Annotated in this window: 28 protein-coding genes and 1 tRNA gene; 4 read left to right on the top strand and 25 right to left on the bottom strand. The window is 62.9% G+C overall.

Going from position 1 to position 23784, the window contains the following annotated elements:
* Nucleotides 1-7: 7 nt before the first annotated feature.
* From nuoH to MJ205_RS03940, 19 genes are all read right to left on the bottom strand, one after another.
* Nucleotides 8-1084 carry an NADH-quinone oxidoreductase subunit NuoH gene (gene nuoH / locus MJ205_RS04030; RefSeq protein ID WP_239811293.1) on the bottom strand — a complete coding sequence of 359 codons (1077 nt, stop codon included), beginning with the start codon at nt 1082-1084 and terminating at the stop codon, nt 8-10.
* Nucleotides 1081-3195 (bottom strand): NADH-quinone oxidoreductase subunit NuoG, encoded by a 2115-nt coding sequence (gene nuoG, locus MJ205_RS04025; RefSeq protein WP_239811292.1) that lies wholly within the window; start codon nt 3193-3195, stop codon nt 1081-1083. The genes nuoH and nuoG overlap by 4 nt, the downstream gene beginning before the upstream one ends.
* Nucleotides 3196-3209: 14 nt before the next feature.
* Nucleotides 3210-4565, bottom strand: a complete 1356-nt coding sequence (gene nuoF / locus MJ205_RS04020) for an NADH-quinone oxidoreductase subunit NuoF (RefSeq protein ID WP_239811291.1) — start codon at nt 4563-4565, stop codon at nt 3210-3212.
* A complete protein-coding gene (gene nuoE / locus MJ205_RS04015; RefSeq protein ID WP_230771676.1) occupies nt 4562-5053 on the bottom strand; it encodes an NADH-quinone oxidoreductase subunit NuoE in 492 nt (163 codons plus the stop codon). The genes nuoF and nuoE overlap by 4 nt, the downstream gene beginning before the upstream one ends.
* A complete protein-coding gene (locus MJ205_RS04010) occupies nt 5050-6303 on the bottom strand; it encodes an NADH-quinone oxidoreductase subunit D (protein WP_239811290.1) in 1254 nt (417 codons plus the stop codon). Before MJ205_RS04010 ends, nuoE begins: the two co-directional genes overlap by 4 nt.
* A gap of 27 nt (nt 6304-6330) precedes the next feature.
* Complete coding sequence (locus MJ205_RS04005; protein ID WP_239811289.1) at nt 6331-6939, bottom strand: NADH-quinone oxidoreductase subunit C; 609 nt, start codon at nt 6937-6939, stop codon at nt 6331-6333.
* Between the two features lie 8 nt (nt 6940-6947).
* The gene (locus tag MJ205_RS04000) at nt 6948-7427 is read right to left on the bottom strand and encodes a NuoB/complex I 20 kDa subunit family protein (protein WP_021028558.1); all 480 of its coding nucleotides are present in this window, start codon (nt 7425-7427) and stop codon (nt 6948-6950) included.
* Between the two features lie 22 nt (nt 7428-7449).
* Nucleotides 7450-7809: an NADH-quinone oxidoreductase subunit A gene (locus MJ205_RS03995; protein WP_021028557.1), complete on the bottom strand. Its 360-nt coding sequence runs from the start codon at nt 7807-7809 to the stop codon at nt 7450-7452.
* Between the two features lie 73 nt (nt 7810-7882).
* Nucleotides 7883-7967, bottom strand: a tRNA-Leu gene (locus MJ205_RS03990).
* A 116-nt stretch (nt 7968-8083) separates the two neighbouring features.
* The gene (gene secG / locus MJ205_RS03985) at nt 8084-8575 is read right to left on the bottom strand and encodes a preprotein translocase subunit SecG (RefSeq protein WP_239811288.1); all 492 of its coding nucleotides are present in this window, start codon (nt 8573-8575) and stop codon (nt 8084-8086) included.
* A 45-nt stretch (nt 8576-8620) separates the two neighbouring features.
* Nucleotides 8621-9364 carry a triose-phosphate isomerase gene (tpiA, locus tag MJ205_RS03980; protein ID WP_256460979.1) on the bottom strand — a complete coding sequence of 248 codons (744 nt, stop codon included), beginning with the start codon at nt 9362-9364 and terminating at the stop codon, nt 8621-8623.
* A complete protein-coding gene (locus MJ205_RS03975; protein WP_239812658.1) occupies nt 9358-10353 on the bottom strand; it encodes an NAD(P)H-quinone oxidoreductase in 996 nt (331 codons plus the stop codon). The genes tpiA and MJ205_RS03975 overlap by 7 nt, the downstream gene beginning before the upstream one ends.
* Before the next feature lie 99 nt (nt 10354-10452).
* Nucleotides 10453-12696: a polyribonucleotide nucleotidyltransferase gene (gene pnp, locus MJ205_RS03970; protein ID WP_239811287.1), complete on the bottom strand. Its 2244-nt coding sequence runs from the start codon at nt 12694-12696 to the stop codon at nt 10453-10455.
* 209 nt (nt 12697-12905) lie between these two features.
* On the bottom strand, nt 12906-13172 hold the full coding sequence (gene rpsO / locus MJ205_RS03965; RefSeq protein ID WP_116925902.1) for a 30S ribosomal protein S15: 267 nt from the start codon (nt 13170-13172) through the stop codon (nt 12906-12908).
* Between the two features lie 132 nt (nt 13173-13304).
* The gene (locus tag MJ205_RS03960; protein ID WP_239811286.1) at nt 13305-13634 is read right to left on the bottom strand and encodes an AzlD domain-containing protein; all 330 of its coding nucleotides are present in this window, start codon (nt 13632-13634) and stop codon (nt 13305-13307) included.
* Nucleotides 13631-14353 (bottom strand): AzlC family ABC transporter permease, encoded by a 723-nt coding sequence (locus tag MJ205_RS03955; RefSeq protein ID WP_239811285.1) that lies wholly within the window; start codon nt 14351-14353, stop codon nt 13631-13633. The genes MJ205_RS03960 and MJ205_RS03955 overlap by 4 nt, the downstream gene beginning before the upstream one ends.
* A gap of 123 nt (nt 14354-14476) precedes the next feature.
* The gene (locus MJ205_RS03950) at nt 14477-15013 is read right to left on the bottom strand and encodes a GAF domain-containing protein (RefSeq protein ID WP_239811284.1); all 537 of its coding nucleotides are present in this window, start codon (nt 15011-15013) and stop codon (nt 14477-14479) included.
* On the bottom strand, nt 15010-16368 hold the full coding sequence (locus MJ205_RS03945; RefSeq protein ID WP_239811283.1) for an MFS transporter: 1359 nt from the start codon (nt 16366-16368) through the stop codon (nt 15010-15012). Before MJ205_RS03945 ends, MJ205_RS03950 begins: the two co-directional genes overlap by 4 nt.
* Before the next feature lie 25 nt (nt 16369-16393).
* Nucleotides 16394-17626 carry a metal-dependent hydrolase family protein gene (locus tag MJ205_RS03940; protein WP_239811282.1) on the bottom strand — a complete coding sequence of 411 codons (1233 nt, stop codon included), beginning with the start codon at nt 17624-17626 and terminating at the stop codon, nt 16394-16396.
* A 137-nt stretch (nt 17627-17763) separates the two neighbouring features.
* On the opposite strand from MJ205_RS03940, the gene MJ205_RS03935 reads away from it, so the two are divergent.
* A complete protein-coding gene (locus MJ205_RS03935; RefSeq protein WP_239811281.1) occupies nt 17764-18669 on the top strand; it encodes a LysR substrate-binding domain-containing protein in 906 nt (301 codons plus the stop codon).
* Nucleotides 18670-18741: 72 nt separating this feature from the next.
* Nucleotides 18742-19146, top strand: coding sequence for a low affinity iron permease family protein (locus MJ205_RS03930; protein ID WP_239811280.1), 405 nt, complete (start codon nt 18742-18744; stop codon nt 19144-19146).
* A gap of 94 nt (nt 19147-19240) precedes the next feature.
* On the opposite strand, the gene ykgO is transcribed toward MJ205_RS03930, so the two are convergent.
* The gene (gene ykgO, locus MJ205_RS03925) at nt 19241-19390 is read right to left on the bottom strand and encodes a type B 50S ribosomal protein L36 (RefSeq protein ID WP_116925897.1); all 150 of its coding nucleotides are present in this window, start codon (nt 19388-19390) and stop codon (nt 19241-19243) included.
* Between the two features lie 172 nt (nt 19391-19562).
* Nucleotides 19563-20630, bottom strand: a complete 1068-nt coding sequence (locus tag MJ205_RS03920; protein WP_239811279.1) for an SDR family oxidoreductase — start codon at nt 20628-20630, stop codon at nt 19563-19565.
* Between the two features lie 169 nt (nt 20631-20799).
* Here MJ205_RS03920 and MJ205_RS03915 point away from each other — a divergent pair, with 169 nt between their 5' ends.
* On the top strand, nt 20800-20949 hold the full coding sequence (locus tag MJ205_RS03915; protein ID WP_165841178.1) for a hypothetical protein: 150 nt from the start codon (nt 20800-20802) through the stop codon (nt 20947-20949).
* Nucleotides 20950-20996: 47 nt separating this feature from the next.
* Here the strand turns inward: MJ205_RS03915 and MJ205_RS03910 are convergent, their stop codons facing one another.
* Together MJ205_RS03910 and MJ205_RS23650 are read right to left on the bottom strand one after the other, a co-directional pair.
* Nucleotides 20997-21317 carry a plasmid stabilization protein gene (locus tag MJ205_RS03910; RefSeq protein ID WP_239811278.1) on the bottom strand — a complete coding sequence of 107 codons (321 nt, stop codon included), beginning with the start codon at nt 21315-21317 and terminating at the stop codon, nt 20997-20999.
* A gap of 92 nt (nt 21318-21409) precedes the next feature.
* Entirely contained in the window at nt 21410-21538 is a 129-nt protein-coding gene (locus MJ205_RS23650; RefSeq protein ID WP_256460959.1) for a hypothetical protein, read from the bottom strand.
* Nucleotides 21539-21788: 250 nt separating this feature from the next.
* On the opposite strand from MJ205_RS23650, the gene MJ205_RS03905 reads away from it, so the two are divergent.
* Entirely contained in the window at nt 21789-22028 is a 240-nt protein-coding gene (locus tag MJ205_RS03905) for a hypothetical protein (protein WP_239811277.1), read from the top strand.
* Nucleotides 22029-22057: 29 nt separating this feature from the next.
* Here MJ205_RS03905 and MJ205_RS03900 read toward each other — a convergent pair whose 3' ends face one another.
* On the bottom strand, nt 22058-22738 hold the full coding sequence (locus tag MJ205_RS03900) for a hypothetical protein (RefSeq protein WP_239811276.1): 681 nt from the start codon (nt 22736-22738) through the stop codon (nt 22058-22060).
* The gene (locus tag MJ205_RS03895) at nt 22735-23778 is read right to left on the bottom strand and encodes an MlaD family protein (protein WP_239811275.1); all 1044 of its coding nucleotides are present in this window, start codon (nt 23776-23778) and stop codon (nt 22735-22737) included. Before MJ205_RS03895 ends, MJ205_RS03900 begins: the two co-directional genes overlap by 4 nt.
* Between the last annotated feature and the right edge of the window lie 6 nt (nt 23779-23784).

Here is a 23784-nt window from a genome sequence, read left to right as displayed (position 1 = left end):
CCTCCGCTTATTTCCAGATGTTCCATGGCGACAGCAACCAGCCGCCGACAAAGACCAGGTACACCAGAGTCACGGGGATGAAGATCTTCCAGCCCAGACGCATGATCTGGTCATAGCGGAAACGTGGGAAAGTAGCGCGAATCCAGATGAACATCGACACCACCAGGAAGGTCTTGGCTGCCAGCCAGATCCAGCCCGGAATGAAGGACAGGAAATCGAATGGTGGCAACCAGCCGCCCATGAACATGATCACGGCCAGGATGGACACCAGCCACATGCTCGCGTACTCCGCCAGGAAGAACACAGCAAAGCCCATGCCCGAATACTCCACCATGTGACCGGCCACGATTTCCGCTTCGCCTTCGACGACGTCGAAGGGGTGGCGGTTGGTCTCGGCCACGGCAGAGATCAGGTAGACGATGAACATCGGCAGCAGTGGCAGCCAGTTCCACGACAGGATGCTGGCACCCGACGATGCCATCATGCCCTTGCCCTGGGCCAACACGATCTCGGTCAGGTTCATGCTGCCGGTGACCATGATCACCACCAGGAAGCAGAAGCCCATCGCGATTTCATAGCTCACCATCTGGGCCGATGCGCGCAGCGCGCCCAGGAAGGCGTACTTGGAGTTCGATGCCCAGCCGGCGATGATCACGCCATAGACTTCGATCGACGTGATGGCCATCACCAGCAGCAGGCCGACGTTCACATTGGCCAGCGCCACATCGGGGCCGAAGGGGATGACCACCCAGGCTGCCAGCGCAGGCATGATGGCCATGATCGGGCCCAGGCGGTAGAGGCCCGAGCTCGCCGCCGTCGGCGTGATGATTTCCTTGGTCATCAGCTTGAGGCCGTCGGCCAGAGGCTGGAGCAGACCGAAGGGGCCGACCCGGTTGGGGCCGTAACGCACTTGCATGAAGCCCAGGAGCTTGCGCTCCCACAGGGTCAGGTAAGCCACCGCGCCCATCAGAGGCAGAACGATGCACAGGATCTTGATCAGGTTCCAGATCACCGGCCAGACCAGGGTCGCCCACCAGTCGGCTGCGATCAGGGTTAGACCGCCGTTGTAGATTGCGTCGATCATGCTGCAACCACCTCCGAGGATTGGCGGGCATCCGCCGTCATTTGCAACGAAGGCGCGCGACGCACGATGCCATCGAGTTGGTAGATGCTGGCCACTACCGGCTCCTGGCTTGCAGGCGCCGACACAGCCATGTTGGTCTTGGTGCTGTTGGACAGCAGCTCGGCAGGCACCTGGCCTTGCGAGCCCGTGGCCACGGCCAGCACATCCTGCGAGGAGTCAAAGGCCATGCCTGGCACATCCAGCAGGTTGCCCAGCACGCGCAGCACCTTCCAGCCCGGACGGGTATCGCCCAGTGGCTTGACCACGGCGTGGAAGCTCTGCACACGGCCTTCGGCATTCACGAACGAGCCCGAGGTCTCGGTGAACGGCGCGATCGGCAGCAGCACATCGGCGATGTCCATGTTGGCCTTGAACGGGCTCAGGCTCACCACCATCTCGCAGCCTTGCAGCGCCTGGCTGCCAGCGGCCGTGTCGAATGCAGGTTCGCAGTTGAGCAAGATGGCAGCCTTGACGCCACCGGCGAGCATCTCGCCAGCGTGCATGCCATGGGCCTGGGGCACAGCGCCCACCCATTGCGCGCCCACGGTGTTGGCCGCTTCAGTCAGGAAGCCCACGGTCGCACCGGTCTGCGCGCCAATCCAGTTGGCGATCGACAGCAAGGTGCTCGCTTGTGCATGGTGTGCCACGGCATTGCCCAGCAGGATGGCCTTTTGCTCGCCGTTTTGCAGCGCGCGGGCAATCTCGATGGACTCAGGCGTCACCGTACCGGCATTGTTGGGCGCTTCCACACCCTTGGACTGGGCGATGGCCGCTGCCACGGAGGACAGCGTATAGGCCCACTGCGCAGCAGGTGCGATCAACTGGTGGGCCAGCGGAATCGCCAGATCAAAAGCCTTGGACTGGATGGCCGTCACCACCGCACCCTTGCGGGCGGCCTGGCGGATACGCTGGGCAAACAGCGGATGCTCCTTGCGCACGTTCGAGCCGACGATCAAAGCGGTGTTCAGATCCGACAGCGAGGCGATCGAGCGGCCCAGCCAGCGCACGCCTTCTGCCTTGGCAAAATCGGCATTGCGCAGACGGTAGTCCACGTTCTGGCTGCCCAGCGAGCGCACCAGTTCGCCCGCCAGGAACAGCTCCTCAAGGGTGCTGTGCGGGCTGACCAGCGCACCGACGGCGCTGGCGCCGTGGTCGCGTTGCACGCTCTTGATGCCATTGGCCACGTATTCCAGCGCAGCTTGCCAGCTCACTTCGAGCCACTGGCCGCCTTGCTTGATCATCGGCGCGGTCAGGCGCTCTTCGCCGTTGAGCGCTTCGTAGGAGAAGCGGTCGCGGTCGGCAATCCAGCATTCGTTGACAGCCTCGTTCTCGAAAGGCACAACGCGCATCACCTTGTTGTTCTTGACCTGAACGATCAAGTTGGCACCGGTGGAGTCATGCGGCGAGACCGACTTGCGGCGCGACAGCTCCCAGGTGCGGGCGCTGTAGCGGAAAGGCTTGCTCGTCAGTGCGCCCACGGGGCAGATGTCGATCATGTTGCCCGACAGTTCCGAGTCCACCGTATCGCCCACGACCGTGGTGATTTCGGCGTGCTCGCCGCGGTTGACCATGCCCAGCTCCATGATGCCCGAGACTTCCTGTCCGAAGCGCACGCAACGGGTGCAGTGGATGCAACGGCTCATCTCTTCCATCGAGATCAGCGGGCCCACGTTCTTGTGGAAGACCACGCGCTTTTCTTCTTCGTAGCGCGAGCTGCTGGCACCGTAGCCCACAGCCAGATCCTGCAACTGGCATTCACCGCCCTGGTCGCAGATCGGGCAATCCAGCGGGTGGTTGATGAGCAGGAACTCCATCACCGATTGCTGGGCCTTGACCGCCTTGTCCGAGGTGGTGCGCACAATCATGCCTTGGGTCACCGGCGTGGCGCAGGCGGGCATCGCCTTGGGCGCCTTCTCGACATCCACCAGGCACATACGGCAGTTCGCCGCGATCGACAGTTTCTTGTGGTAGCAGAAGTGAGGGATGTACTTGCCCGCCGCATCGGCCGCGTGCATGACCATGCTGCCTTCCGCGACCTCGACCTTCTGACCGTCTATTTCAATTTCAACCATATGCTCACTCGCGATCAGGAAGAAGCAGCGGTCTGCTTTTCAGCAGCGTTGATCTTTGCTTCGAATTCATGGCGGAAATGCTTGATCATCGCGCGCACCGGCATCGCTGCCGCATCGCCCAATGCGCAAATCGTGCGCCCCATGATGTTGCCGGCTACCGAGTCCAGCTTGTCCAGATCCTCGGCGCGGCCATGGCCGTGCTGGATGCGGTCAACCATGCGCCACAGCCAGCCCGTGCCTTCGCGGCAAGGGGTGCACTGTCCGCAGGACTCGTGCTGGTAGAAGTAGGACAGGCGCAGCAGGCTCTCGACCATGTCGCGCGAGTCGTCCATCACGATGACGGCACCCGAGCCGAGCATCGAGCCGGCCTTGGAGATGGAGTCATAGTCCATCGTGCAGGCCATCATGATGTCGGCAGGCAGCACAGGGGCCGACGATCCGCCAGGGATCACGGCCTTGAGCTTGCGGCCGGTGCGCACACCGCCCGCCAGCTCCAGCAACGTGGAGAACGGCGTACCCATCGGCACTTCGTAGTTGCCGGGCTTGTTCACGTCACCGCTGACCGAGAAGATCTTGGTGCCGCCGTTGTTGGGCTTGCCGCATTCCAGATATGCCTGGCCACCGTTGCGGATGATCCAGGGAACGGCCGCAAAGGTTTCGGTGTTATTGATCGTCGTGGGCTTGCCATACAGACCAAAGCTGGCCGGGAATGGCGGCTTGAAGCGGGGCTGGCCCTTCTTGCCTTCGAGCGATTCGAGCAAGGCGGTTTCCTCGCCGCAGATGTAGGCGCCAAAACCATGGTGGGCATGCAGCTGGAAGCTGAAGTTGCTGCCCATGATGTTGTCACCCAGGTAGCCCGCAGCACGCGCCTCTTCCAGCGCTGCCTCGAAGCGTTCGTAGACCTGGAAGATTTCGCCGTGGATGTAGTTGTAACCCAGCGAGATGCCCATCGCATACGCGGCGATGGCCATGCCTTCGATCACGATGTGCGGGTTGAACATCAGGATGTCGCGGTCCTTGCAGGTGCCAGGCTCGCCCTCGTCCGAATTGCACACCAGGTGCTTTTGGCCGGGGAAGTTGCGGGGCATGAAGCTCCACTTCAGACCGGTGGGGAAGCCGGCGCCGCCACGGCCGCGCAGGCCCGATTCCTTCATCGTGGCAATGACCTGGTCCTGGGTCAGACCCTCGCCACCGTCCTTGCCCAGCAGCTTGCGCAGGGCCTGGTAGCCACCGCGAGCCTCGTAGTCCTTGATCGACCAGTTCGTGCCGTCCAGACCTGCATAGATCTGGGGCTCGATGTGGCGGTCGTGGAAGCAGGTTTCCACGCCGGTGGCCTGGAACTGCGACAGAATTTGAGCGGCTGTAGTCACTTGGTGTCCTCCGCTGCGCGCAAGCCGGTCACCAGCTGGTCCAGCTTTTCGTTGTCCATGAAGCTGCACATGTGGCGGTCATTGACCAGCAGCACCGGTGCATCGGCGCAGGCACCCAGGCATTCCGATTGCTCGATGGTGAACACGCCATCGGCAGTGGTATCACCCATCTTGATGCCCAGCTTGTCTTCCAGGTGCTTGAGCGCCTCGCGGCCACGGCGCAGCTGGCAAGGCAGGTTGGTGCACACGCTCAACTTGTACTTGCCCACCGGATGCTGGTTGTACATGTTGTAGAAGGTGGTCACTTCATGCACGGCGATCTCGGGCATCTCCAGGTACTCGGCGATCACCGCCTCGCTCTCCTGGCTCACCCAGCCCTGCTCCTGCTGCACGATAGACAGGCAAGCCATCACGGCCGACTGCTTCTGCTCTGCCGGATACTTGGCAACTTCGCGGGCAAAGCGTGCTTTTGTTGCTTCGGTAATCATCGGTCAACGTCTCCAAACACGATGTCCAAGGTGCTCAGCACCATCACGGCATCGGCCAGCATGTGGCCACGGCTCATTTCATCGAGCGCCGAGAGATGCACAAAACCTGGTGGACGAATCTTCAGGCGGTACGGCTTGTTGGCACCATCGCTGATCAGGTAGATGCCGAACTCGCCCTTGGGGTGCTCCACCGATGCGTAAGCCTCGCCCTCGGGCACTTTGAAGCCTTCGGTGAACAGCTTGAAGTGGTGGATCAGCTCTTCCATGTTGGACTTCATGGCTTCGCGATCGGGAGGCGCCACCTTGTGGTTGTCGGTGATGACAGGACCGGGGTTGGCACGCAGCCAGTCCACGCATTGCTTGATGATGCGGTTGGACTGGCGCATCTCGGCAATGCGCACCAGGTAGCGGTCATAGCAATCGCCGGTCTTGCCCACGGGAATGTCGAAATCCATGCGGTCATAGACTTCGTAGGGCTGCGACTTGCGCATGTCCCAGGCCAGACCGGAGCCGCGCAGCATCGGGCCCGTCAAGCCCAGGTTCATCGCACGGTCGATATCGACCACGCCGATACCCACGTTGCGCTGTTTCCAGATGCGGTTGTCCGTCAGCAGGGTTTCGTATTCGTCCACGCACTTGGGGAAGCGCGCGGTGAAGTCATCGATGAAGTCGATGAGCGAACCTTGGCGGTTGCGGTTCATCTGCTCGATGGCCTTGGCATTGCGCACCTTGCTGGCCTTGTACTGCGGCATGGTTTCGGGCAGGTCGCGGTACACGCCGCCAGGACGGAAGTACGCCGCGTGCATGCGCGCGCCGGAGACGGCTTCGTACATGTCCATCAGGTCTTCACGCTCGCGGAAGCTGTAGATCAGAATGGTCGAGCTGCCGCCGTCATTGCCCGACGAGCCCAGCCACATCAGGTGGTTCATGATGCGGGTGATCTCGGAATACATCACGCGGATGTATTGCGCGCGGATCGGCACTTCCAGGCCCAGCAGCTTTTCGATAGCCAGGCAGTAGGCGTGCTCGTTGCTCATCATCGAGCAATAGTCCAGCCGATCCATATAGGGCAGCGACTGGATGAAGGTCTTGCTCTCCGCCAGCTTCTCGGTGGCGCGGTGCAGCAGGCCGATATGCGGGTCTGCACGTTGCACCACTTCGCCATCGAGCTCCAGCACCAAACGCAGCACGCCGTGTGCTGCAGGATGCTGGGGACCGAAGTTGAGTGTGTAGTTTTTGATTTCAGCCATGGTTCTTCATCGTGAGGTCAGAGCGCCTCAGTGCAGGCCTCCGTAATGGTCTTCACGAATAATGCGGGGCGTGATCTCGCGCGGCTCGATCGTCACGGGCTCATAGATCACGCGTGCCTGCTCGGCGTCGTAGCGCATTTCCACATGGCCCGTCAGCGGGAAATCCTTGCGGAAGGGGTGACCGATAAAGCCATAGTCGGTCAGAATGCGGCGCAGGTCGTCATGGCCTTCAAAGACGATGCCGAACAGGTCAAATGCTTCACGCTCCAACCAGTTGGCCGAGGCCCACAGCTGGCTGAGGGTGTCGAGCACCGGGAAATCATCGTCCTGGCAGAACACGCGCACGCGCACGCGCTGGTTCAGGCTGATCGACAACAGGTGGGAGACCACGGCAAAACGTGGGCCATCGGTGCCCACGTCCTTGTATGCGGAGTAATCCACTCCGCACAGGTCCATCAGCATCTCGAACTTGCATTCGGGCGCATCGCGCAGCAGCTGCATCGCTTGCAGGTAGTTCGAGGCCGAGACTTCAACGGTCACTTCACCCAGCGCCAGGGTTACCGAGCGCGCCTTGTCGCCCAGCACGCGGGCGATCGTCTCTTGCAGCACGCTAGGCTGTATCAGTTCTACACTCATTCCAACTCCTAGGCGCGCGCGATCGTGTGGGTGCGGCGGATTTTTTGCTGCAGCTGGATGATGCCGTAGATCAGTGCTTCTGCCGTGGGCGGGCAGCCTGGCACATACACGTCCACCGGCACGATGCGGTCGCAGCCGCGCACCACCGAATAGCTGTAGTGGTAGTAACCACCACCGTTGGCGCAGGATCCCATCGAGATCACCCAACGCGGCTCAGCCATCTGGTCATACACCTTGCGCATGGCCGGGGCCATTTTGTTGCACAGGGTACCGGCCACAATCATCAAGTCAGCCTGGCGCGGGCTGGCACGAAAGACTTCGGCGCCGAAACGGCCGATGTCATAACGCGCAGCGGCTGCGTGCATCATCTCGACGGCGCAGCATGCCAAACCAAAAGTCATGGGCCAGATCGACCCGGTCTTGGCCCAGTTCACCACCGAGTCGTAGCTCGTGGTGACAAAGCCTTTCTCCAACACACCTTCAATCATCGTGTACCTTTTTGATTTCCGGTTATTCCCAGGTCAGCGCGCCCTTTTTCCATTCATAGGCGAAACCCACCACCAGAATGGCCAAGAACACGAGAACCGCGATAAAACCAGGCATTCCCACTTCATGCAGCGAAACCGCCCATGGGAAGAGGAACGCAATTTCCAAGTCGAAGAGAATGAAAAGAATGGCGACGAGGTAGTAGCGCACGTCGAACTTCATGCGCGCGTCTTCAAAGGCCTCAAAGCCGCATTCGTAAGGGGAGTTTTTCGCCGCGTTCGGGCGATTGGGTCCGAGGATGTAGCCTATGACCAGTGGGCCAAGGCCAACGCCTGCCCCCACCAGGATAAACAAAAGGACCGGGAGGTATTGTTCGAGGCTCATCTTGATGTCTACTCACCGCAGGAGCCAACCCAGGTAAGCACAAGACGCGACCCAGGCAGGCCTTTTATTGTGTTGGTGCCGTCGGCGAGACTCGAACTCGCACAGCTTTCGCCACTACCCCCTCAAGATAGCGTGTCTACCAATTTCACCACGACGGCTGATTTGACTTATCTGGCAAGCACCGATTGCTTTTACTTGCAATCTGCTCACCAGACAGACTCAGATTCTACTCTGGAAAAACCCTGCCTCCAGGGATTCCTTTCAAATAGTTGAGTTATTTGTCAGCAGGCTGCGCTGGCTCAGCAGGGGCGGCGGGAGCCGCTGCAGGTACGGACGCATCGGCAGCGGGAGCGGCAGCAGGCGCAGCAGCACCTGCGGCAGGCACCGAAGCATCAGCGCCAGCGGCGGGAGCGGCGGGGGCGGCAGCCGGTGCAGGCGTCGAAGCAGGAGGAATGGTCGCGTCCACGGGGGCACTCGACTGCGGGATCGCCGCAGCAGGGCCTTCGAGCACGCTACCGGCCGAAGTCGGGCGGGCATTGCCCAGATAGGCCAGGCCCAGGGTCGTGACAAAGAACACCGCCGCCAGCACGCCAGTGCTGCGCGAGAGGAAGTTGGCGCTACCGGAAGCACCGAACAGGCTGCCAGCGCTGCTGCCGCTGCCAAAGGCAGCGCCCGCATCGGCACCCTTGCCATGCTGCACCAGCACCAGGCCAATCATGACCAGTGCTGCCAGCATTTGAATCGTCAACAGAATCGTTACCATCATCTACCCTTTTATCAAACTTGGTCGTCGCCAGCAGCCGCTTGTCTATCAAGCAGCTGCAGCAATAATTTTCAGAAAATCCTGGGCCTTCAACGAAGCGCCACCGATCAGTCCACCATCAATATCGGGCTGGGCCAGCAGCTGCTCGGCGTTGCCCGCATTCATGCTGCCACCATACAGCACCGGCACCTTCGCCGCCTGCGTACTGGCTGCCGCCAGTTGCGCGCGCAATACAGCATGTACCGATTGCGCCTGCTCGGGGCTGGCCGTCTTGCCCGTACCAATCGCCCACACAGGCTCATAGGCCACGACGATTTCCGTCACGCAGGCGCCGACCGCATGGATCACTGCAGCGAGCTGGCGCTTGACCACCGCTTCGGTCTGGCCGGCTTCACGCTCCGCCAAGGTCTCGCCGACACAGACAATCGGCGTGATGCCGGCAGCCAGCGCCTTTTGCGCCTTCGTAGCCACCAGCGCGTCGGTTTCGCCATGGTACTGGCGGCGCTCGGAGTGGCCCACCAGCGCGTAGCGCACCCCAAAGTCACGCAGCATCGCAGCCGACACCTCCCCGGTGTAGGCCCCGGCGTCGTGCGCCGACACATCCTGCGCAGCCAGCGCGATCGCCGAGCCCTGCAGCAATGCCTGCACCTGACCCACATAGACAGCAGGCACCGCCACGGCCACATCGCAGCCCGGCTGGCCCAGGCCTTGCAGCAGCTCGCCCAGCAAGGCTTCATTGGCAGCCAGGCTGCCGTTCATCTTCCAGTTTCCAGCAATCAGTTTTTTCACAATTGATCCCAGGTCAGCACGATCTTGCCGATATGTTGGTTGGATTCCATCAGTGCATGGGCCTGACTGGCGTGGGCAGCCGTGAACTGGCTGTGGATGATGGGACGCACCTTGCCCGCTGCCAGCAGCGGCCAGACCTTGGCCTGCAAAGCCTGGGCAATCGCTGCCTTGAAGGCCACCGGACGCGGACGCAGGGTCGAGCCCGTGATCTGCAGACGGCGGCGCAGCACCAGACCGGCATTGAACTCGGCCTTGATACCACCTTGCACGGCGATGATGACCAGACGGCCATCCTCGGCCAGCGCCTCGACCTCGCGGGCCACATAGTCGCCCGCCACCATGTCCAGGATCACATCCACACCCTTGCCAGCGGTGATGCGCGCCACTTCGGCGACAAAATCCTGGCTGCGGTAGTTGATCGCCTCGTCAGCACCCAAGGCCAGGCAAGCCTGGCACTTTTCATCCGAACCTGCGGTCACGATGACCTTGGCGCCAAAGGCCTTGGCCAGCTGGATCGCCGTCACACCAATGCCGCTGCTGCCGCCCTGGACCAACAAGGTCTCACCGGCTTGCAACGCTCCCCGGTCAAACACATTGCTCCAGACGGTAAAGAAGGTCTCGGGCAGGCAAGCGGCCTCGACATCCGACAAGCCCTCGGGCACCGGCAGGCACTGGGCCACCGGGGCCACGCAGTACTCGGCATAGCCACCACCGGCGACCAGCGCGCATACGCGGTCGCCCAGCTTCAGGCCCTGCCCGGCCATCGCCACAGCGTCACCAGCCACCACCACACCAGCCACTTCCAGACCGGGCAGGTCCGAAGCACCCGGCGGCGGCGCGTAATGGCCCTTGCGCTGGATCACATCGGGGCGGTTCACGCCACTGGCGACCACACGAATGCACAACTCGCCCTGCCCCGCCTGCGGCACAGCGCGCTCTCCCAGCTTCAATACCTGCGGATCACCAAAGGCGGTGATCTCGACTGCACGCATCTTGTCCACGCTTGTTTCCTCAGCCAATCACAATCAGCACACGCTTTTCAGCAGAAAAACGCACCCAGCGCCAGGCGCATGGGTGCGTCACACAGCAGATTATTGCTGTTGTTGTTGCTGCTGGTCGGCAGCACCGTCCACGCGGGGCTCGCGTGGTTCGCGGTGCTGGCGAGGCGCGCGATCGCCGCGGTCACCCCGGTCGCCGCGTGGCTCACGGAACTCGCGTGGCTCACGCTCGGGCATGCCGGCCGGACGGTCCAGCAGCGCCTTCATCGACAGCTTGACACGGCCCTTTTCGTCCGTCTCCAGCACCTTGACCTTGACGACCTGGCCTTCGCTCAGGTAGTCGGTCACCTTTTCCACGCGCTCGTGGGCGATCTGGCTGATGTGCAGCAGACCGTCCTTGCCGGGCAGCAGGTTCACCAGGGCACCGAATTCCAGGATCTTGACGATCGGGCCTTCGTAGATCTTGCCGATTTCGACTTCGGCGGTGATCTCTTCGATGCGGCGCTTGGCTTCGTCCGCCTTGGCGCCATCGGTGGCGGCGATGGTGATGGTGCCATCTTCCTCGATGTTGATCTGGGTGCCGGTCTCTTCGGTCAGCGCACGGATGGTGGCGCCGCCCTTGCCGATCACATCACGGATCTTCTCGGGGTTGATCTTCATCGTGTACAGCTTGGGCGCAAACGACGAGACTTCCGCCTTGGCTTCGCCCATCGCTTCTTGCATCTTGCCCAGGATGTGCATGCGCGCTTCCTTGGCTTGCGCCAGTGCCACTTGCATGATTTCCTTGGTGATGCCCTGGATCTTGATGTCCATCTGCAGCGCGGTGATGCCGTTGGTCGTACCGGCCACCTTGAAGTCCATGTCACCCAGATGATCTTCGTCACCCAGGATGTCGGTCAGCACGGCAAACTTGTTGTCTTCCTTGATCAGACCCATGGCGATACCGGCCACGTGGGCCTTCATCGGCACGCCGGCGTCCATCATCGACAGACAGCCGCCGCAGACCGAAGCCATCGACGAGGAACCGTTCGATTCGGTGATTTCCGACACCACGCGGATGGTGTAGGGGAACTCTTCCTTCGACGGCAGGCACGCGGCCAGCGCGCGCTTGGCCAGACGGCCGTGGCCGATTTCGCGGCGCTTGGTCGAGCCCATGCGGCCCACTTCGCCGGTGGCAAAGGGAGGCATGTTGTAGTGGAACAGGAAGCGGTCTTCAAACTCGCCAGCCAGGGCGTCGATACGCTGTGCATCGCGCTCGGTGCCCAGGGTGGAGATCACCAGCGCCTGGGTTTCACCACGGGTGAACAGGGCAGAGCCGTGGGTGCGTGGCAGCACCGACGAGCGGATCTCGATAGGACGCACGGTGCGGGTATCGCGGCCATCGATACGGGGCTCACCCGCCAGAATCTGCGAGCGCACGATGCGCGCTTCGATGTCGAACAGCATGCCGTCGACCTTGACGCCGTCAAACGCCACGCCTTGCTCGGTCAGGCCAGCCTTCACAGCGGCGTAAGCCTGGCGGCAGGCCAGCGTACGGGCTTGCTTGTTGCGCAGCTGGTAAGCGTCGCGCAGGGCGGCATCGCCCAGCTCGCCCACCTTGGCGATCAGCGCTTCGTCCTTGGCAGGAGCAGCCCAGTCCCATGCGGGCTTGCCGGCTTCGCGCACCAGTTCGTGGATGGCGTTGATCGCGATCTGGCCTTGCTCGTGGCCATAGACCACGGCGCCCAGCATCACTTCTTCAGGCAGTTGCTGGGCTTCGGATTCGACCATCAGCACAGCAGCTTCGGTGCCTGCCACCACCAGATCCATCAGCGAATCCTTGCGCTGGGTCTGACCGGGGTTGAGCACGTATTCGCCGTTGATGTAACCCACGCGGGCAGCACCGATAGGGCCGTTGAAAGGAATGCCCGAGATGGACAGTGCAGCGGACACGGCGATCATCGCAGCGATGTCGGCATCCACTTCAGGGTTCAGCGAGATGGTGTGGATGACCACATGCACGTCGTTGTAGAAACCTTCGGGGAACAGCGGACGGATCGGGCGGTCGATCAGACGGCTGGTCAGGGTTTCGAGTTCGCTGGGCTTGGCTTCGCGCTTGAAGAAGCTGCCAGGGATCTTGCCTGCAGCGTAGGTCTTCTCGATGTAGTCAACGGTCAGCGGGAAAAAGTCCTGACCGGCCTTGGCGATCTTGGAGCCCACCACCGTAGCCAGCACCACGGTGTCGTCGATGTTGACCAGCACCGCGCCGGAAGCCTGGCGGGCGATTTCACCGGTTTCCATGGTGACCGTGTGCTGGCCCCACTGGAAAGTCTTGGTGACCTTGTTGAATATGGACATAGATTGCTCCTGGTTAAACAGCCAAAAACCTGTCGGTTTTCAGCAGGAGCCGGCATGCAGAACACGATGCCATTCCAGGGAGGTTGAAGGCCTGGAACCCGGGGTTCAGCCCCCTTGGAATGACACAGCTTCGCTCTGTTTGCGCGGCGTTGAAGTAAAAAACGCCTGAGCTAGCGGACTAACTCAGGCGTCTCCATCTCACCCTGGGCTTACTTACGCAGGCCCAGCTTAGCGATCAGTGCAGTGTAACGGTCAGCGTCCTTGGACTTGAGGTAGTCCAACAGCTTACGACGACGGCTCACCATGCGCAGCAGGCCGCGGCGACCGTGGTGGTCCTTGGCGTGCGTCTTGAAGTGAGGGGTCAGTTCGTTGATGCGGGCGGTCAGCAGAGCCACTTGGACTTCTGGGCTGCCCGTATCGGTAGCGGAACGTGCGTTGGCCTTTACAACTTCGGCCTTGATAGATGCGGCGATCATGTGTTTTCCTTCATAGGAACACCGGCTTGCGCTGGCATTCTGGTTACTTGCGCCGCAGCCGGAAAAGCTTGCGACGTGCGTCTTGCACCATGCAAAACCCTGCAATTATACCCAATAACTTCTTTTAGGTTTTCAGCCCCAAAACCGCACCAAGGCCGATGCCGCCGCGCCCAGCACCACCACCAGCAAAAACGGCGCGCGCAGCGCCAGCGCGATGATGGCCACCGCCAGCGCAGCCAGGCGGGCATCCAGCACCAGTTGCTGGCCGCTGACGAGGGTGTTCATGGCGGTCAGGGCGGCCAGCAGCGCAATCGTCAGCGCGCCGGCTACCCGGGCCATGCGCGGGTGGCGCAGCCAGTGCGCCGGCACACTGTAGCCCAGCAGCTTGGTGCCATAGGTCACGGCGCTGGCCAGCAGCACCCAGATCCACCAGTGGTTGCCCATGTCTGCCATCACGTTCATCGTGCGGCCTCCTGCGTACCGGCGCCCTGCCCTGCGGGGCCGCTGCTGCGCGAGTGATAGCCCCAGACGGCGCCCACCACCGCTGCAATCAAGATAGGCACGCCCGGCGCCACCCAGGGCACCGCCAGCATCGCAATGCTGGCAGCCACCACTGCCAGCGCAATGGGCTCCCTGTGCGTCAGGCGCGGCCACAGCAGGCCCATGAAGGCGGCCACCGCTGCACCGTCCAGTCCCCAGCGCCCCGGGTCGCCCAGGGCATTGCCCAGCAAGGCGCCCGCAGCGGTGAACAGGTTCCACAGCACGTAGACGCCCACGCCGGCGGTCCAGAAGCCCCGCTTCTGCTCTTCCTTGTCCGCCTGCCCCAGCGCGGTGGCGGCCGATTCATCGATCGTCAGCTGCGCCGACAGCAGGCGTGCCAGGCCGCGTGGGCCCAGCAAGGCGGCCATCTGCATGCCGTAGACCGCATTGCGCACCCCCAGCAGGCTGGCCGCGCCCAGGGCTGCAGCGCCCGCGCCGCCGCCTGCAACCACGCCGACAAACGCAAACTGCGAGCCGCCGGTAAACATCAGCAGGCTCAAGGCGCAGGTCTGCCAGACCGACAGGCCCGCCGCCACCCCCAGCGCGCCAAAGGAGATGCCATATAAACCGGTTGCCACGCTGATCGACACGCCCATGCGCACGGCAGGCGAGGACCACAACCCTGAACTGTTAGAAGCCATGGGCGGCGATTTTAGAGCGTGTTGTGTCTGGCGCGCGCCACTGCCAGTACTTTGCGGCACATAGGCGCATAAAAGCCCGCAGGGCCAGGGGCCTTGCGGGCTTCAGTACTGCCAAGGCGGAGCTCAGACGCTTTGCAGGCTGGCGCTGTCAATGCCACGCGCCGCCTCGCGGGCGCTTTCACGGGCCGAAGCCAGTGCCGGCACGCAGACACCGGCCACCAGGTGGATCAGCGCCTCGGGCACATCGTTGTAGGCGCCGCGCGGGCCCAGGATATTGATGGAGCCCAGCACCTCACCGCCATACCAGACGGGAATGTTCAGCACCGCATGCAGGCCCCGGGCGACCAGGTCCTCGGCTTCGGAGAAGACGGTGCGGATGTCGGCCTCGTCCCGCCCGATATAGGGCAGGCCCTGGTCCAGCACCCGGTCCGACCAGGGGCCCTTGCCGGTGGCCTTGAAGCCGCCCAGCGGGCTGATGGCCTCGTTGGACGAATAGATGCGGCGCATCAGCTTTTCCTGCTGCAGATAAACCAGGCCAGTCAGCAGGCCGTAGCCAAACAGCTGCTGGCAGGTCTCGGCAATCGCGGCCCAGTGGTGCCCGGCATCGCTGCTCTGGCCCAGGGTATGGGCCAGGCGGCCCAGGACATGGGTGGTGCTCATTGCTGAATCCCTTCCAGGGACACGCCATGGGTGTTCTTGCCGAACAGCAGGATGCCCATGCCGCCGACAAACAGCACGCCGGTCATCAGCGCAAACACGCCGCCAAAGCCCAGCACCGGATAGGCGGCTCCCACGATGGTGGGCGAGGCAATCGAGCCAACCCGCGCCAGCGCCGAAGCCGTTCCCATGCCGGTGGCACGGATGGAGGTCGGGTAGATCTCCGAGGTGTAGGTGTACTGGCCGGCGATCACGCCGTTCATGCCAAAGGACAGCAGCATGCTCAGCAGGATGATCTCCTGGTCGGCACCGGCAAAGGCCAGGCCCAGCGCTGCCAGGCAGGACACCAGCATGTAGGCCAGGATGGTGTACTTGCGGCCGATCTTGTCATTCAGGTAGGCAGCCGAGTAGTAACCGGGGATCTGCGCCAGGTAGATCAGGATGGTGAAGGAGAAGCTCTTGGTCACCGCAAAGCCACGCGCCACCAGCAGGCTCGGAATCCAGACCAGGAAGGCGTAGTAGCAGAACATCACCGTGATCCAGAACACCCAGACCACCAAGGTGGTTTGCAGGTACTGGGGCTTGACCAACGTGGCCAGCTTGGCCCATGCGCCTTGCACGGCGGAGTCAGCTGCTTTTGCAGCCAGGCTCATCTTCACCGGTTCGGGCAGCGGCTTGCCGCTGCTGCGTTGGACCTGCGCTTCAATGGCGGTACAGATCCGGCTGGCCTCTTCATGGCGGCCCATCTCTTCCAGCCAGCGGGGCGATTCGAACAGCGCCCGGCGCATCCACAGCAGAAACACCACCGGCACCGAGGCGATGACCATGATCCAGCGCCAGCCATCGGCACTCATCGGCACGATGAAGTAACCCAGCAGTGCCGACATCACAAACCCAAAGGAGAAAAAGCCCGCCAGCGCGCCGGTGAAGCGGCCCCGGTAGCGGCTGCTGACAAACTCCGCCAGGTAGGGGGCGACGATGGCACCCTCGGCGCCCATGCCCACACCGGCAATCATGCGCAGGATGTAGAACTCATGGAAATTGGTGGCAAAGGCATTGATGAAGGTGGCCACGCAGAACAGCACCAGCGCCCACATCATCACGACCTTGCGGCCAAAGCGGTCGCCCAGCATGCCCGACAGCAGCGCCCCCACCAGAAAGCCCACGTAGGTGCTGCTGGCAATCCAGCCTGCCTGGATGCCGGTCAACCCCCATTGTTCGCGCAGCGACGGCAGGATGAAGGCGATGATGCCCGCATCCAGCGCCTCGAAGGCCAGGCCCAGGCCGCCAATGATGAGCAAGGTGAAATGGAAGCGGCTGAAAGGCAGCCGCTCCAGACGTTCGGAAGCGTTATACATAGAGTGGTGCTCGCTCAAAGGCCCATCAGCAGGCGTTCTTGTGGATGAAGCCGTCGCGCATGATCAGCTTGATCGCCGTGTCATGCCGGGTCAGCACCGATACATCTTCCAGCGGGTTGCCATCGACCAGCAGCAAATCGGCATAGGCGTTCTCCACCACTTCGCCCAGCAGGCCTTCGTGGTTCAGAATCTCGGCGCCGATGAGCGTTGCCTGCTGCACCACCTTGGCATGGCCCAGCACCTTGGCGCGCAGCACCAGTTCGTCCGATTGCATGTAGTGCGTCTCGCCCAGCAGATCGCTGCCAAAACCCATCTTCACGCCGGCGGCGTCCAGCACTTCCAGCGCCTTGAGGCCGTTGGTGCGCACCTTGGCAATCTTTTGCACCGACTCGTCGGGCAGACCGTACTTAGCGCCGTCGTTGGCCAGGCCTTCGTAGGTGATCAGGGTCGGCACCATGTAGGCACCCTTTTCCTGCATCAGCTTGGCGGTGGGTGCATCGACCAGGTTGCCGTGCTCGATGGTGCGCACGCCGCACTCGATGGCACGGGTGATGGCCTGGGGCGTATAGGCATGGGCCATCACATAGGTGTTCGCATTGTGGGCCTCTTCGACGATGGCGGTCAGCTCCGACACCGAAAAGCCCAGGTTGTTGATCGGATCGTTGGGTGACGCCACACCGCCCGAGGCCATCACCTTGATCTGGGTGGCACCCTTCAGGATCTCTTCGCGCACCGCCAGGCGGCAGGCGTCAACACCATCAACCACCTTGCCGATATTGCCGATCTTGTAGGCGCAGGAGCAGGGGTCGAGCGTGTCATTGCGCGCCCGGAAATCGCCATGGCCGCCGGTTTGCGACAGCGCCTTGCCGGCGCAGAACAAGCGCGGGCCGGCCACCTGGCGGGTACGCACGCCTTCGGCCAGCGCCCAGTCGGCACCACCGGCATCGCGCACCGAGGTAAAGCCCCGGTCGATCATGCCCTTCATGATGGGCAGCGCGCGCAGCAGCGCCAGCGCATTGGGCAGATTGGCAACCGCACCCAGGTTGAAGCCCGAGGCCATCACGTGCACGTGGCAGTCGATCAGGCCGGGCATCAGGGTCATCCCCTTGGCATCGATGACGGTGGCATCGGCCACCTCGAAGTCTTCGGCACTGATCTTTTCGATCAGACCGTTGCGCACCCAAATGGTATGAGTAGAAGTCAATACGAGATGCCGGGTGTCGAGAATCTTGGCATTGCGGATCAGGGTGGATTGCATAATCGGTTTTGGCGTTCACAGCGCCATGGTTGCCTCTAATGCCCCGAACTCTAGCCAAGCTGCAACAATATGTGGCAATGACATGAGGTCATGCATCTGCCAATTTTTTCTACCGTCATGAGTGGAGCTCATACCCCATGCGCCGTCGCTGCCCCACGATCTCCGAGCTGAACGCCTTCCTGCTGTCGGCGCAGCACCTGTCGTTTTCCAAGGCCGCCAAGGAGCTGTTCGTCACGCAAAGCGCCATCAGCCGCCACATTGCGGGCCTGGAGGCCTACCTGGGCCACCCGCTGTTCATGCGCCGCAGCCATGGGTTGGCGCTGACCCATATCGGCGAGAACTACCTCAAGCTCGTGCGCCCGGCGATGGAATCGCTCGAACGCGCCACCACCCAGGTCATCTCCACGGCGCAGAACGCCCATCTGCTCAGCCTGTCGGTCGCGCCTACCTTTGCGGCCAACTGGCTGTTTCCCCGGCTGGAGAGCTTTCGCGCCAGCAACCCGCACATCGCCATCCACTTTGTGCGCTACAGCACCACCGACAGCGCCGAGACCGGCGATGGCTTCGATGCATCCATCCAGTACGGCTACGGCGACTGGCCGATTGCCGATGCCCAGTACCTGATCGGGCGCGAGACCAGCATCGTCTGCTCGCCCAGCTACCTGCAGCAGCACCCGATCGTGCATTTCAGCGACCTCAAGCAGTGCAGCCTGCTGCAGCACATCGAGCTGCCCACCTCCTGGGACGACTGGTTCACCGCCTATGCCGGCCCCTATGAAGGGGCACGCATCGGCCCCGGCTTCAACCTCTTTACCCTCATCATCCAGGCGGCCATTGGCGGCCTGGGCGTGGCTTTGGTGCCCAGCTGCCTGCTGCAGGAGTCGCTGGCATCGCACAAACTGGTCGAGCCCTTTGGCCAGCGCTTTGAAAGCCCGCTGGGCTACTACCTCTGCGCGCCCACCTGGCGCAGCGACATGGAGAGCTACCAGCGCTTTGGCGAATGGCTGCAGCAGGAATGCCGCCGCCCTCCTACAGCCACTTGATCTGCTGAGGCAGCCTCGCCCTAGCCGCTTGGTTCTATGCTGGTCGCCATCTGCGATCGAAGGAGTTCTCCCATGAAAACCAAGCATTCCGCCTTCAACAAAATTGCCCGCGCCGTCGCCAAGTTCAGTGGCCGGCCGGTGTGCTTTGTCGGTGCTGTCCTGGTGATTGTGCTGTGGGCGGTCAGCGGTCCGTTTTTCGGCTTCAATGACACCTGGCAGCTGGTGATCAACACCGGCACAACCATCGTCACCTTCTTGATGGTGTTCCTGATCCAGTCCACCCAGAACAGCGACACCGAGGCCATGCAGATCAAGCTGGATGAACTGATCCGCGCCATCGAGCCGGCCCGCAACTGCATGCTGTCGCTCGAAGAGCTGGATGAAGAGGAGCTGGACGCCTTGCGCAAGGAGTTCGACATCCTGGCCGAAAAAGCGCGCCAGAAACAGGATGCACAGCAGCATCCCAGCGCTGGCTGATATCCCCGCCCTGCGCTACGCAGGGCGGTGAGCGGCCTGCATTCGTCGCTTCCGCTGCGCGCATGGGCCGCGGCCCATGCAAAGCCTGGGCGTCTCAGCGCTTGTGCTTGTTCTTTGCCCCACCCTGGCGCGCCTTGAAGCGGGGGTTGGACTTGCAAATGACATAGATGCGGCCACGCCGCTTGACCACCTGGCAATCACGGTGGCGCTTCTTGGCTTCCTTGAGGGACGACAGAACTTGCATGCAGTGCTTCTCCAAAACGGCAACAGACGCTTAAATGATAATGCATTCTCATTATCAATTCAAGCATCCGTGGCTTGCAACAAGCAAGCGCCACCAGGTGCCTGCGCCAACACCTGGGCCAACACCATGCCGGGTGCAGGCCAACAGGTTGCCAGCGATCCTGCGCCCGTGGTCAGGATGCACCCACGCTGCCCGTTACCGGCAGCACAATGCCGGAGATATAGCTGGAGCACACCTGCGACGCAAGAAACACATAGGCGGGTGCCAGCTCCTCGGGCTGCGCGGGGCGGCCCATCTGGGTGTCGGCACCAAACTCGCGCAGGTCCTCCGCGTCCTTGTCGGCCGGGTTCAAGGGCGTCCACACGGGGCCAGGAGCCACCGCATTCACGCGGATGCCGCGCTCCATCAGGTTCTGGGCCAGCGCCTTGGTGAACGCATGGATGGCACCCTTGGTTGCGGAGTAGTCCAGCAACTCCTTGCTGCCGCTCAGGCCCGTGACCGAGCCGGTGTTCACGATGGCATCGCCCCGCTGCAGATAAGGAATGCTCGCCTTGACCATGTGGAAGTAGCCAAAGATATTGGTGCGGAAGGTCTCGTCCAGCCGCTCGATGTTCAGGTCTTCAATGTCGGCCGCATGCTGCTGGAATGCCGCGTTGTTGACCAGCACATTGAGCGCACCAAATTTCTTCAGCACCTGCTTGACCGCCTGCTCGCAAAATTGCGGGTCCTGCACATTGCCGGAAATCGCCAGACTCTGCTGGCCCTCCTCCTCGATCAGGCGGCAGGTTTCCTTGGCATCGTCGTGCTCGTTCAGGTAGAGGATCGCCACATTGGCGCCCTCGCGCGCAAACAGCACCGCCACCGCCCGGCCAATGCCCGAGTCTCCGCCGGTGATGACCGCCGTCTTGCCCTCCAGCTTACCGCTGCCCCGGTAGTTTTCTGCCAGATAGAGCGGCTGCAGATCCAGCGCTTTCTCAAGGCCGGGCTTGGCCAGCTTTTTGCCGGGCATCGGTGGCGTGGGCACCTCATGGCCGGGGCCGGGTGCGGTCTTTTTGCTGGTTTTATCGTCCTTGCTGCTCTTGGCTTTTTTGGACGCTTTGGCCGCCTTGTCCCGCGCGTCGTTTTGGCCTTGCTCTTGCTGGATGCGCTGCTGCGCAGCCACCACTTCCTCGACCGAGCGCTTTTCTGGCGAAGGCTTCTTGCTGACGCTCTTTTGGGATGGACTGTTGGATGGGCTCATGCTGAAACTCCTTGGATCTTGAACTTGGAAAAAATGAAACGGCATCGCGCAGCGGCAGACCACTGCAACATCAACCTCGACAGCCCTACATGCACTTACCCGCTGACAAGCTTGTCCGACATACGGCCGCCACACCGCGCAGTACAAAGAAGGCAGAAAGGAGGCCGCCATGCCAACCCCTACCACGCCCCCTCAGCCGCCGGTGGCGCCACCGCCACCGGATCTGCCCAAGCCCGAGCCCATCGATCCGCCCGACAGCACCTTGCCGATCGAGGAACCCGGGCATGAGCCACCGGTGAAGGATCCGGAACCGGTCTAGACCGGCAACGCAACAGGCCAGCACACCACCCGGTGGCTGGCCTGTTCTTAGTTCTTCTTGGCAGCGGCGTTGCGCTTGCGGGTGGCCGCTGCTTTTTTAGCCGATGCGGATCGTGCCTCGGGGCTGCGGCTGGCGGCGGCTTTCTTGGCGGCTGCCGAGCGCGCGGCTGCGAGCTGCGAGCCCGGCCTTGTTGCCTTGCCCCGGCCGGATCCGGAGCGCTTGCCGCCACCGGTTTCCTTGTTCACCGTGGCCCAGGCGCGTGAGGCAGCCTCGTCTTCCGAGACGCCTTTTTTCTCGTAGCTTTTCTCGATATGGCGAGCCATGCGTTTTTGCTTATCGGTATAAGCGGATTTATCTCCTTGGGGCATCACAAAACTCCTTGGGTGGGTGCAGGCAGGGATGAGGACGGAGGCGGTACGGGCGGCCCGTGGTCATGGCCCCACCGCGTTGCAGGGCTCCGTCATTGGGAAGGGTCACCATCGGCGGGCGGGCCACCGCCGCCTGGCCGTGGCTTCTTGGGGGTGGTGGGAACGGGCTTCTGGGCCTGGGCCCCTACCAGGGCGAGAAACATGGGGTGCAGGTGGCGCATGGCGTCCTCCAATCGCTGAACAGGCTTTCAGAGTAGCCCTGGCGCACAGCGCTGCCTGTCGGAAAAACGCTTCCCAATACATTGTTCCGCTTCACACATGGCGTAACGGCACTGGGCGTACCCCCGCGCGCTACGCAGACCTACACGGCCTGGCCCCTGCGCTTGCAACACTGGGCTTTTGCCCCATGCTGAATCCAGCCGTATGCGCCGGTGCGCCAGCGGCTCCACCAGCTGCACCAGGAGAGCCACCATGCCCCAACCCTACGAGCCCAGTCCGTCCCCTGCCCAGCCCCCCATTCCCGGCCAGCCGCAGCCGGCGCCTGGTGAGCCGGGCACGTATGAGCCCAGCCCTTTGCACCCCTACCCAGGCAACCCGCAGCACCCCTATCCCAGCGAGCCGGCGCACCCCTACCCCGGCAACCCCGAGCACCCTTACCCCGGCACGCAGCCAGAGCCAGCGCCCGATACGACGACGAGCCAGTCAGTCTGAGTGGATGCAGCGCTGTAGCGGCTGCTGGCTTACTTCTGCGTGGCCTGCAGCAGGTCCAGGCGGCGCTGCACTTGGTCGGCCAGTGCCGTATCGCCCAACGCGCGCGCCAGGCGCTGCTGGTTGATCAGCCAGGCCATCACGGCACGGCGCCACCCTTGGGCCGAGGCGGTATCGACCGCCTGGGTGACGACCGCCATCGGCACCGGTCCGCGCACCGCCAGCACGCCGGCCGCGACCAGGCGCGACAGTGGGTCTTCCATAGCGGCCAGCGCAGCGGCTGCTTGCTCAGGCGCCAGCGGCGCCACTGCCTGCTGGGCCTTGGGCAGCAGCGCCACATCGCCAGCAGCCAACTGGCCCTGCAGATAGCGGGCATAGGCCTGCTCGGCATCGGCAGCATCCTGGGCCACGGCTTCAAAGCCCGTGCAAGGGGCAGCCTCCAAGGCGGCTACCTGTGCAGCGCAGCGCGCCAGCTCCAGCCGGGCCAGCAGATCGGGCCGGGCCGTGCGGCTCACCTCGTCACGCGCACGCCGCCATTCGGCCTCCGCCACCCGTTGGTTGCCTGACAGGTAGGCATCGGTCGCGCGTTCGGCAGCACCCTGTTCGTTGACCGCCCAGTCGGGCGCCTTCTTGCCGCTGGCGCAGCCGCCCAGCACAGCGGCGGCCAGCAAGGCTGCGGCCAAGCGGGCGGTGATGGCAATCGCGGTACTCATGGCAGTCGCACCTCGGCATCCTTTTTGGCAAACGGCCATTTGCGGTTCAGTTCGGTCAGCATGCCTTCGACCTTGCGCAGATTGGCCTCCACATCGGCACGCAAATCACCCAGCTGGCTGGTGGCATCCTTGGCATTGGCGCCCACGGCCTGGGCCTCTACCAGCACCGCATCCACCTTCTTCAGGCTGCCGCGCACATCGCCGAGCACGGCATTGAGTTGCTGCACCGTGGCGCGCACTTCGGGCATCACGCCATCGGCACCAAACACCTGCTTGTCGGCATTCTTGGCCAGGCCATCGAGGCGCGCCAGCAGCTGGTTGGTGCGGTCCAGGGTCTGCGATATCTTGCGCGCCTCGGCATCCCCACCCATCACCACGCCCAGCGCGCCGCTGGGGCCGTTGAGCTTGGTGCTCAGATCACGCAGCTGCTCCAGGGTGCCACCCAAGGCCGAGCCGGCCGAGGTCATCATGTTCAGGTTCTCCAGCAGCTGGCGTGCATTGCTCATCAGCTGCGGCAGCTCGGCCGTCGCATCGCCCGACAGCACCGCGCGCACCGCGCCATCCTCCAGCTGCGGGTCGTCCAGAATGCCCGAGTAGGCCTTGATCGTCGTGCCCCCCACCAGGCCCTTGACCAGCGTGAACACACTGCTGCTGCGCAACCAGTGCGCATCTTTCTCGGGCACATCCACATGGATGCGCACCGTGCCATCGGGCGCCAGCTCGATCTTGCTGACCTTGCCAATCGCAAAGCCGGAGAAGGTCATGTCCAGACCGATGGAGACACCCTCGGAATCATCGGCCGTCAGGATCAGCGACTGCTTGGGCTCGAAGACGCCGCGCGCATACATCAGATAAAAGGCCGAGCCCAGGATCAGCAGCAGGGTAAACAGCAGCAATGCCCCGGCCTTGCGCTCCAGATGCGGCACTGGCGTCAGGCCATCGACGGCCACCCCATCGACCACCGCCGCACGCCGTGCAGAGGCGGCAGAAGACGGCGGCGCAGGGCGGTCGGCAGAGTCGTGGGGTTCTGGTATTTGCATGTACCG

Origin of the sequence: Comamonas sp. B21-038, from assembly GCF_022387135.1 — a bacterium.
Lineage (GTDB): Bacteria > Pseudomonadota > Gammaproteobacteria > Burkholderiales > Burkholderiaceae_C > Comamonas > Comamonas sediminis.
This window is presented reverse-complemented; position numbering and strand designations above follow the sequence as displayed.

Excerpts from the sequence above, each read along its gene's own strand:
- MJ205_RS03905 (WP_239811277.1), top strand. The coding sequence starts at position 21,789 with ATGCCCCAACCCTACGAGCCCAGTCCGTCCCCTGCCCAGCCCCCCATT.
- MJ205_RS03895 (WP_239811275.1), bottom strand. The coding sequence starts at position 23,778 with ATGCAAATACCAGAACCCCACGACTCTGCCGACCGCCCTGCGCCGCCG.
- MJ205_RS03930 (WP_239811280.1), top strand. The coding sequence starts at position 18,742 with ATGAAAACCAAGCATTCCGCCTTCAACAAAATTGCCCGCGCCGTCGCC.
- MJ205_RS03975 (WP_239812658.1), bottom strand. The coding sequence starts at position 10,353 with ATGCGTGCAGTCGAGATCACCGCCTTTGGTGATCCGCAGGTATTGAAG.
- MJ205_RS03920 (WP_239811279.1), bottom strand. The coding sequence starts at position 20,630 with ATGAGCCCATCCAACAGTCCATCCCAAAAGAGCGTCAGCAAGAAGCCT.
- MJ205_RS03960 (WP_239811286.1), bottom strand. The coding sequence starts at position 13,634 with ATGAACGTGATGGCAGACATGGGCAACCACTGGTGGATCTGGGTGCTG.
- MJ205_RS03940 (WP_239811282.1), bottom strand. The coding sequence starts at position 17,626 with ATGCAATCCACCCTGATCCGCAATGCCAAGATTCTCGACACCCGGCAT.
- nuoE (WP_230771676.1), bottom strand. The coding sequence starts at position 5,053 with ATGATTACCGAAGCAACAAAAGCACGCTTTGCCCGCGAAGTTGCCAAG.
- MJ205_RS03950 (WP_239811284.1), bottom strand. The coding sequence starts at position 15,013 with ATGAGCACCACCCATGTCCTGGGCCGCCTGGCCCATACCCTGGGCCAG.
- MJ205_RS23650 (WP_256460959.1), bottom strand. The coding sequence starts at position 21,538 with ATGCGCCACCTGCACCCCATGTTTCTCGCCCTGGTAGGGGCCCAGGCC.
- MJ205_RS03945 (WP_239811283.1), bottom strand. The coding sequence starts at position 16,368 with ATGTATAACGCTTCCGAACGTCTGGAGCGGCTGCCTTTCAGCCGCTTC.
- ykgO (WP_116925897.1), bottom strand. The coding sequence starts at position 19,390 with ATGCAAGTTCTGTCGTCCCTCAAGGAAGCCAAGAAGCGCCACCGTGAT.
- MJ205_RS03935 (WP_239811281.1), top strand. The coding sequence starts at position 17,764 with ATGCGCCGTCGCTGCCCCACGATCTCCGAGCTGAACGCCTTCCTGCTG.
- rpsO (WP_116925902.1), bottom strand. The coding sequence starts at position 13,172 with ATGATCGCCGCATCTATCAAGGCCGAAGTTGTAAAGGCCAACGCACGT.
- MJ205_RS03915 (WP_165841178.1), top strand. The coding sequence starts at position 20,800 with ATGCCAACCCCTACCACGCCCCCTCAGCCGCCGGTGGCGCCACCGCCA.
- MJ205_RS03900 (WP_239811276.1), bottom strand. The coding sequence starts at position 22,738 with ATGAGTACCGCGATTGCCATCACCGCCCGCTTGGCCGCAGCCTTGCTG.
- MJ205_RS03955 (WP_239811285.1), bottom strand. The coding sequence starts at position 14,353 with ATGGCTTCTAACAGTTCAGGGTTGTGGTCCTCGCCTGCCGTGCGCATG.
- MJ205_RS04010 (WP_239811290.1), bottom strand. The coding sequence starts at position 6,303 with ATGGCTGAAATCAAAAACTACACACTCAACTTCGGTCCCCAGCATCCT.
- MJ205_RS03910 (WP_239811278.1), bottom strand. The coding sequence starts at position 21,317 with ATGCCCCAAGGAGATAAATCCGCTTATACCGATAAGCAAAAACGCATG.
- nuoG (WP_239811292.1), bottom strand. The coding sequence starts at position 3,195 with ATGGTTGAAATTGAAATAGACGGTCAGAAGGTCGAGGTCGCGGAAGGC.
- secG (WP_239811288.1), bottom strand. The coding sequence starts at position 8,575 with ATGATGGTAACGATTCTGTTGACGATTCAAATGCTGGCAGCACTGGTC.
- MJ205_RS04000 (WP_021028558.1), bottom strand. The coding sequence starts at position 7,427 with ATGATTGAAGGTGTGTTGGAGAAAGGCTTTGTCACCACGAGCTACGAC.
- MJ205_RS04005 (WP_239811289.1), bottom strand. The coding sequence starts at position 6,939 with ATGAGTGTAGAACTGATACAGCCTAGCGTGCTGCAAGAGACGATCGCC.
- nuoH (WP_239811293.1), bottom strand. The coding sequence starts at position 1,084 with ATGATCGACGCAATCTACAACGGCGGTCTAACCCTGATCGCAGCCGAC.
- pnp (WP_239811287.1), bottom strand. The coding sequence starts at position 12,696 with ATGTCCATATTCAACAAGGTCACCAAGACTTTCCAGTGGGGCCAGCAC.
- MJ205_RS03995 (WP_021028557.1), bottom strand. The coding sequence starts at position 7,809 with ATGAGCCTCGAACAATACCTCCCGGTCCTTTTGTTTATCCTGGTGGGG.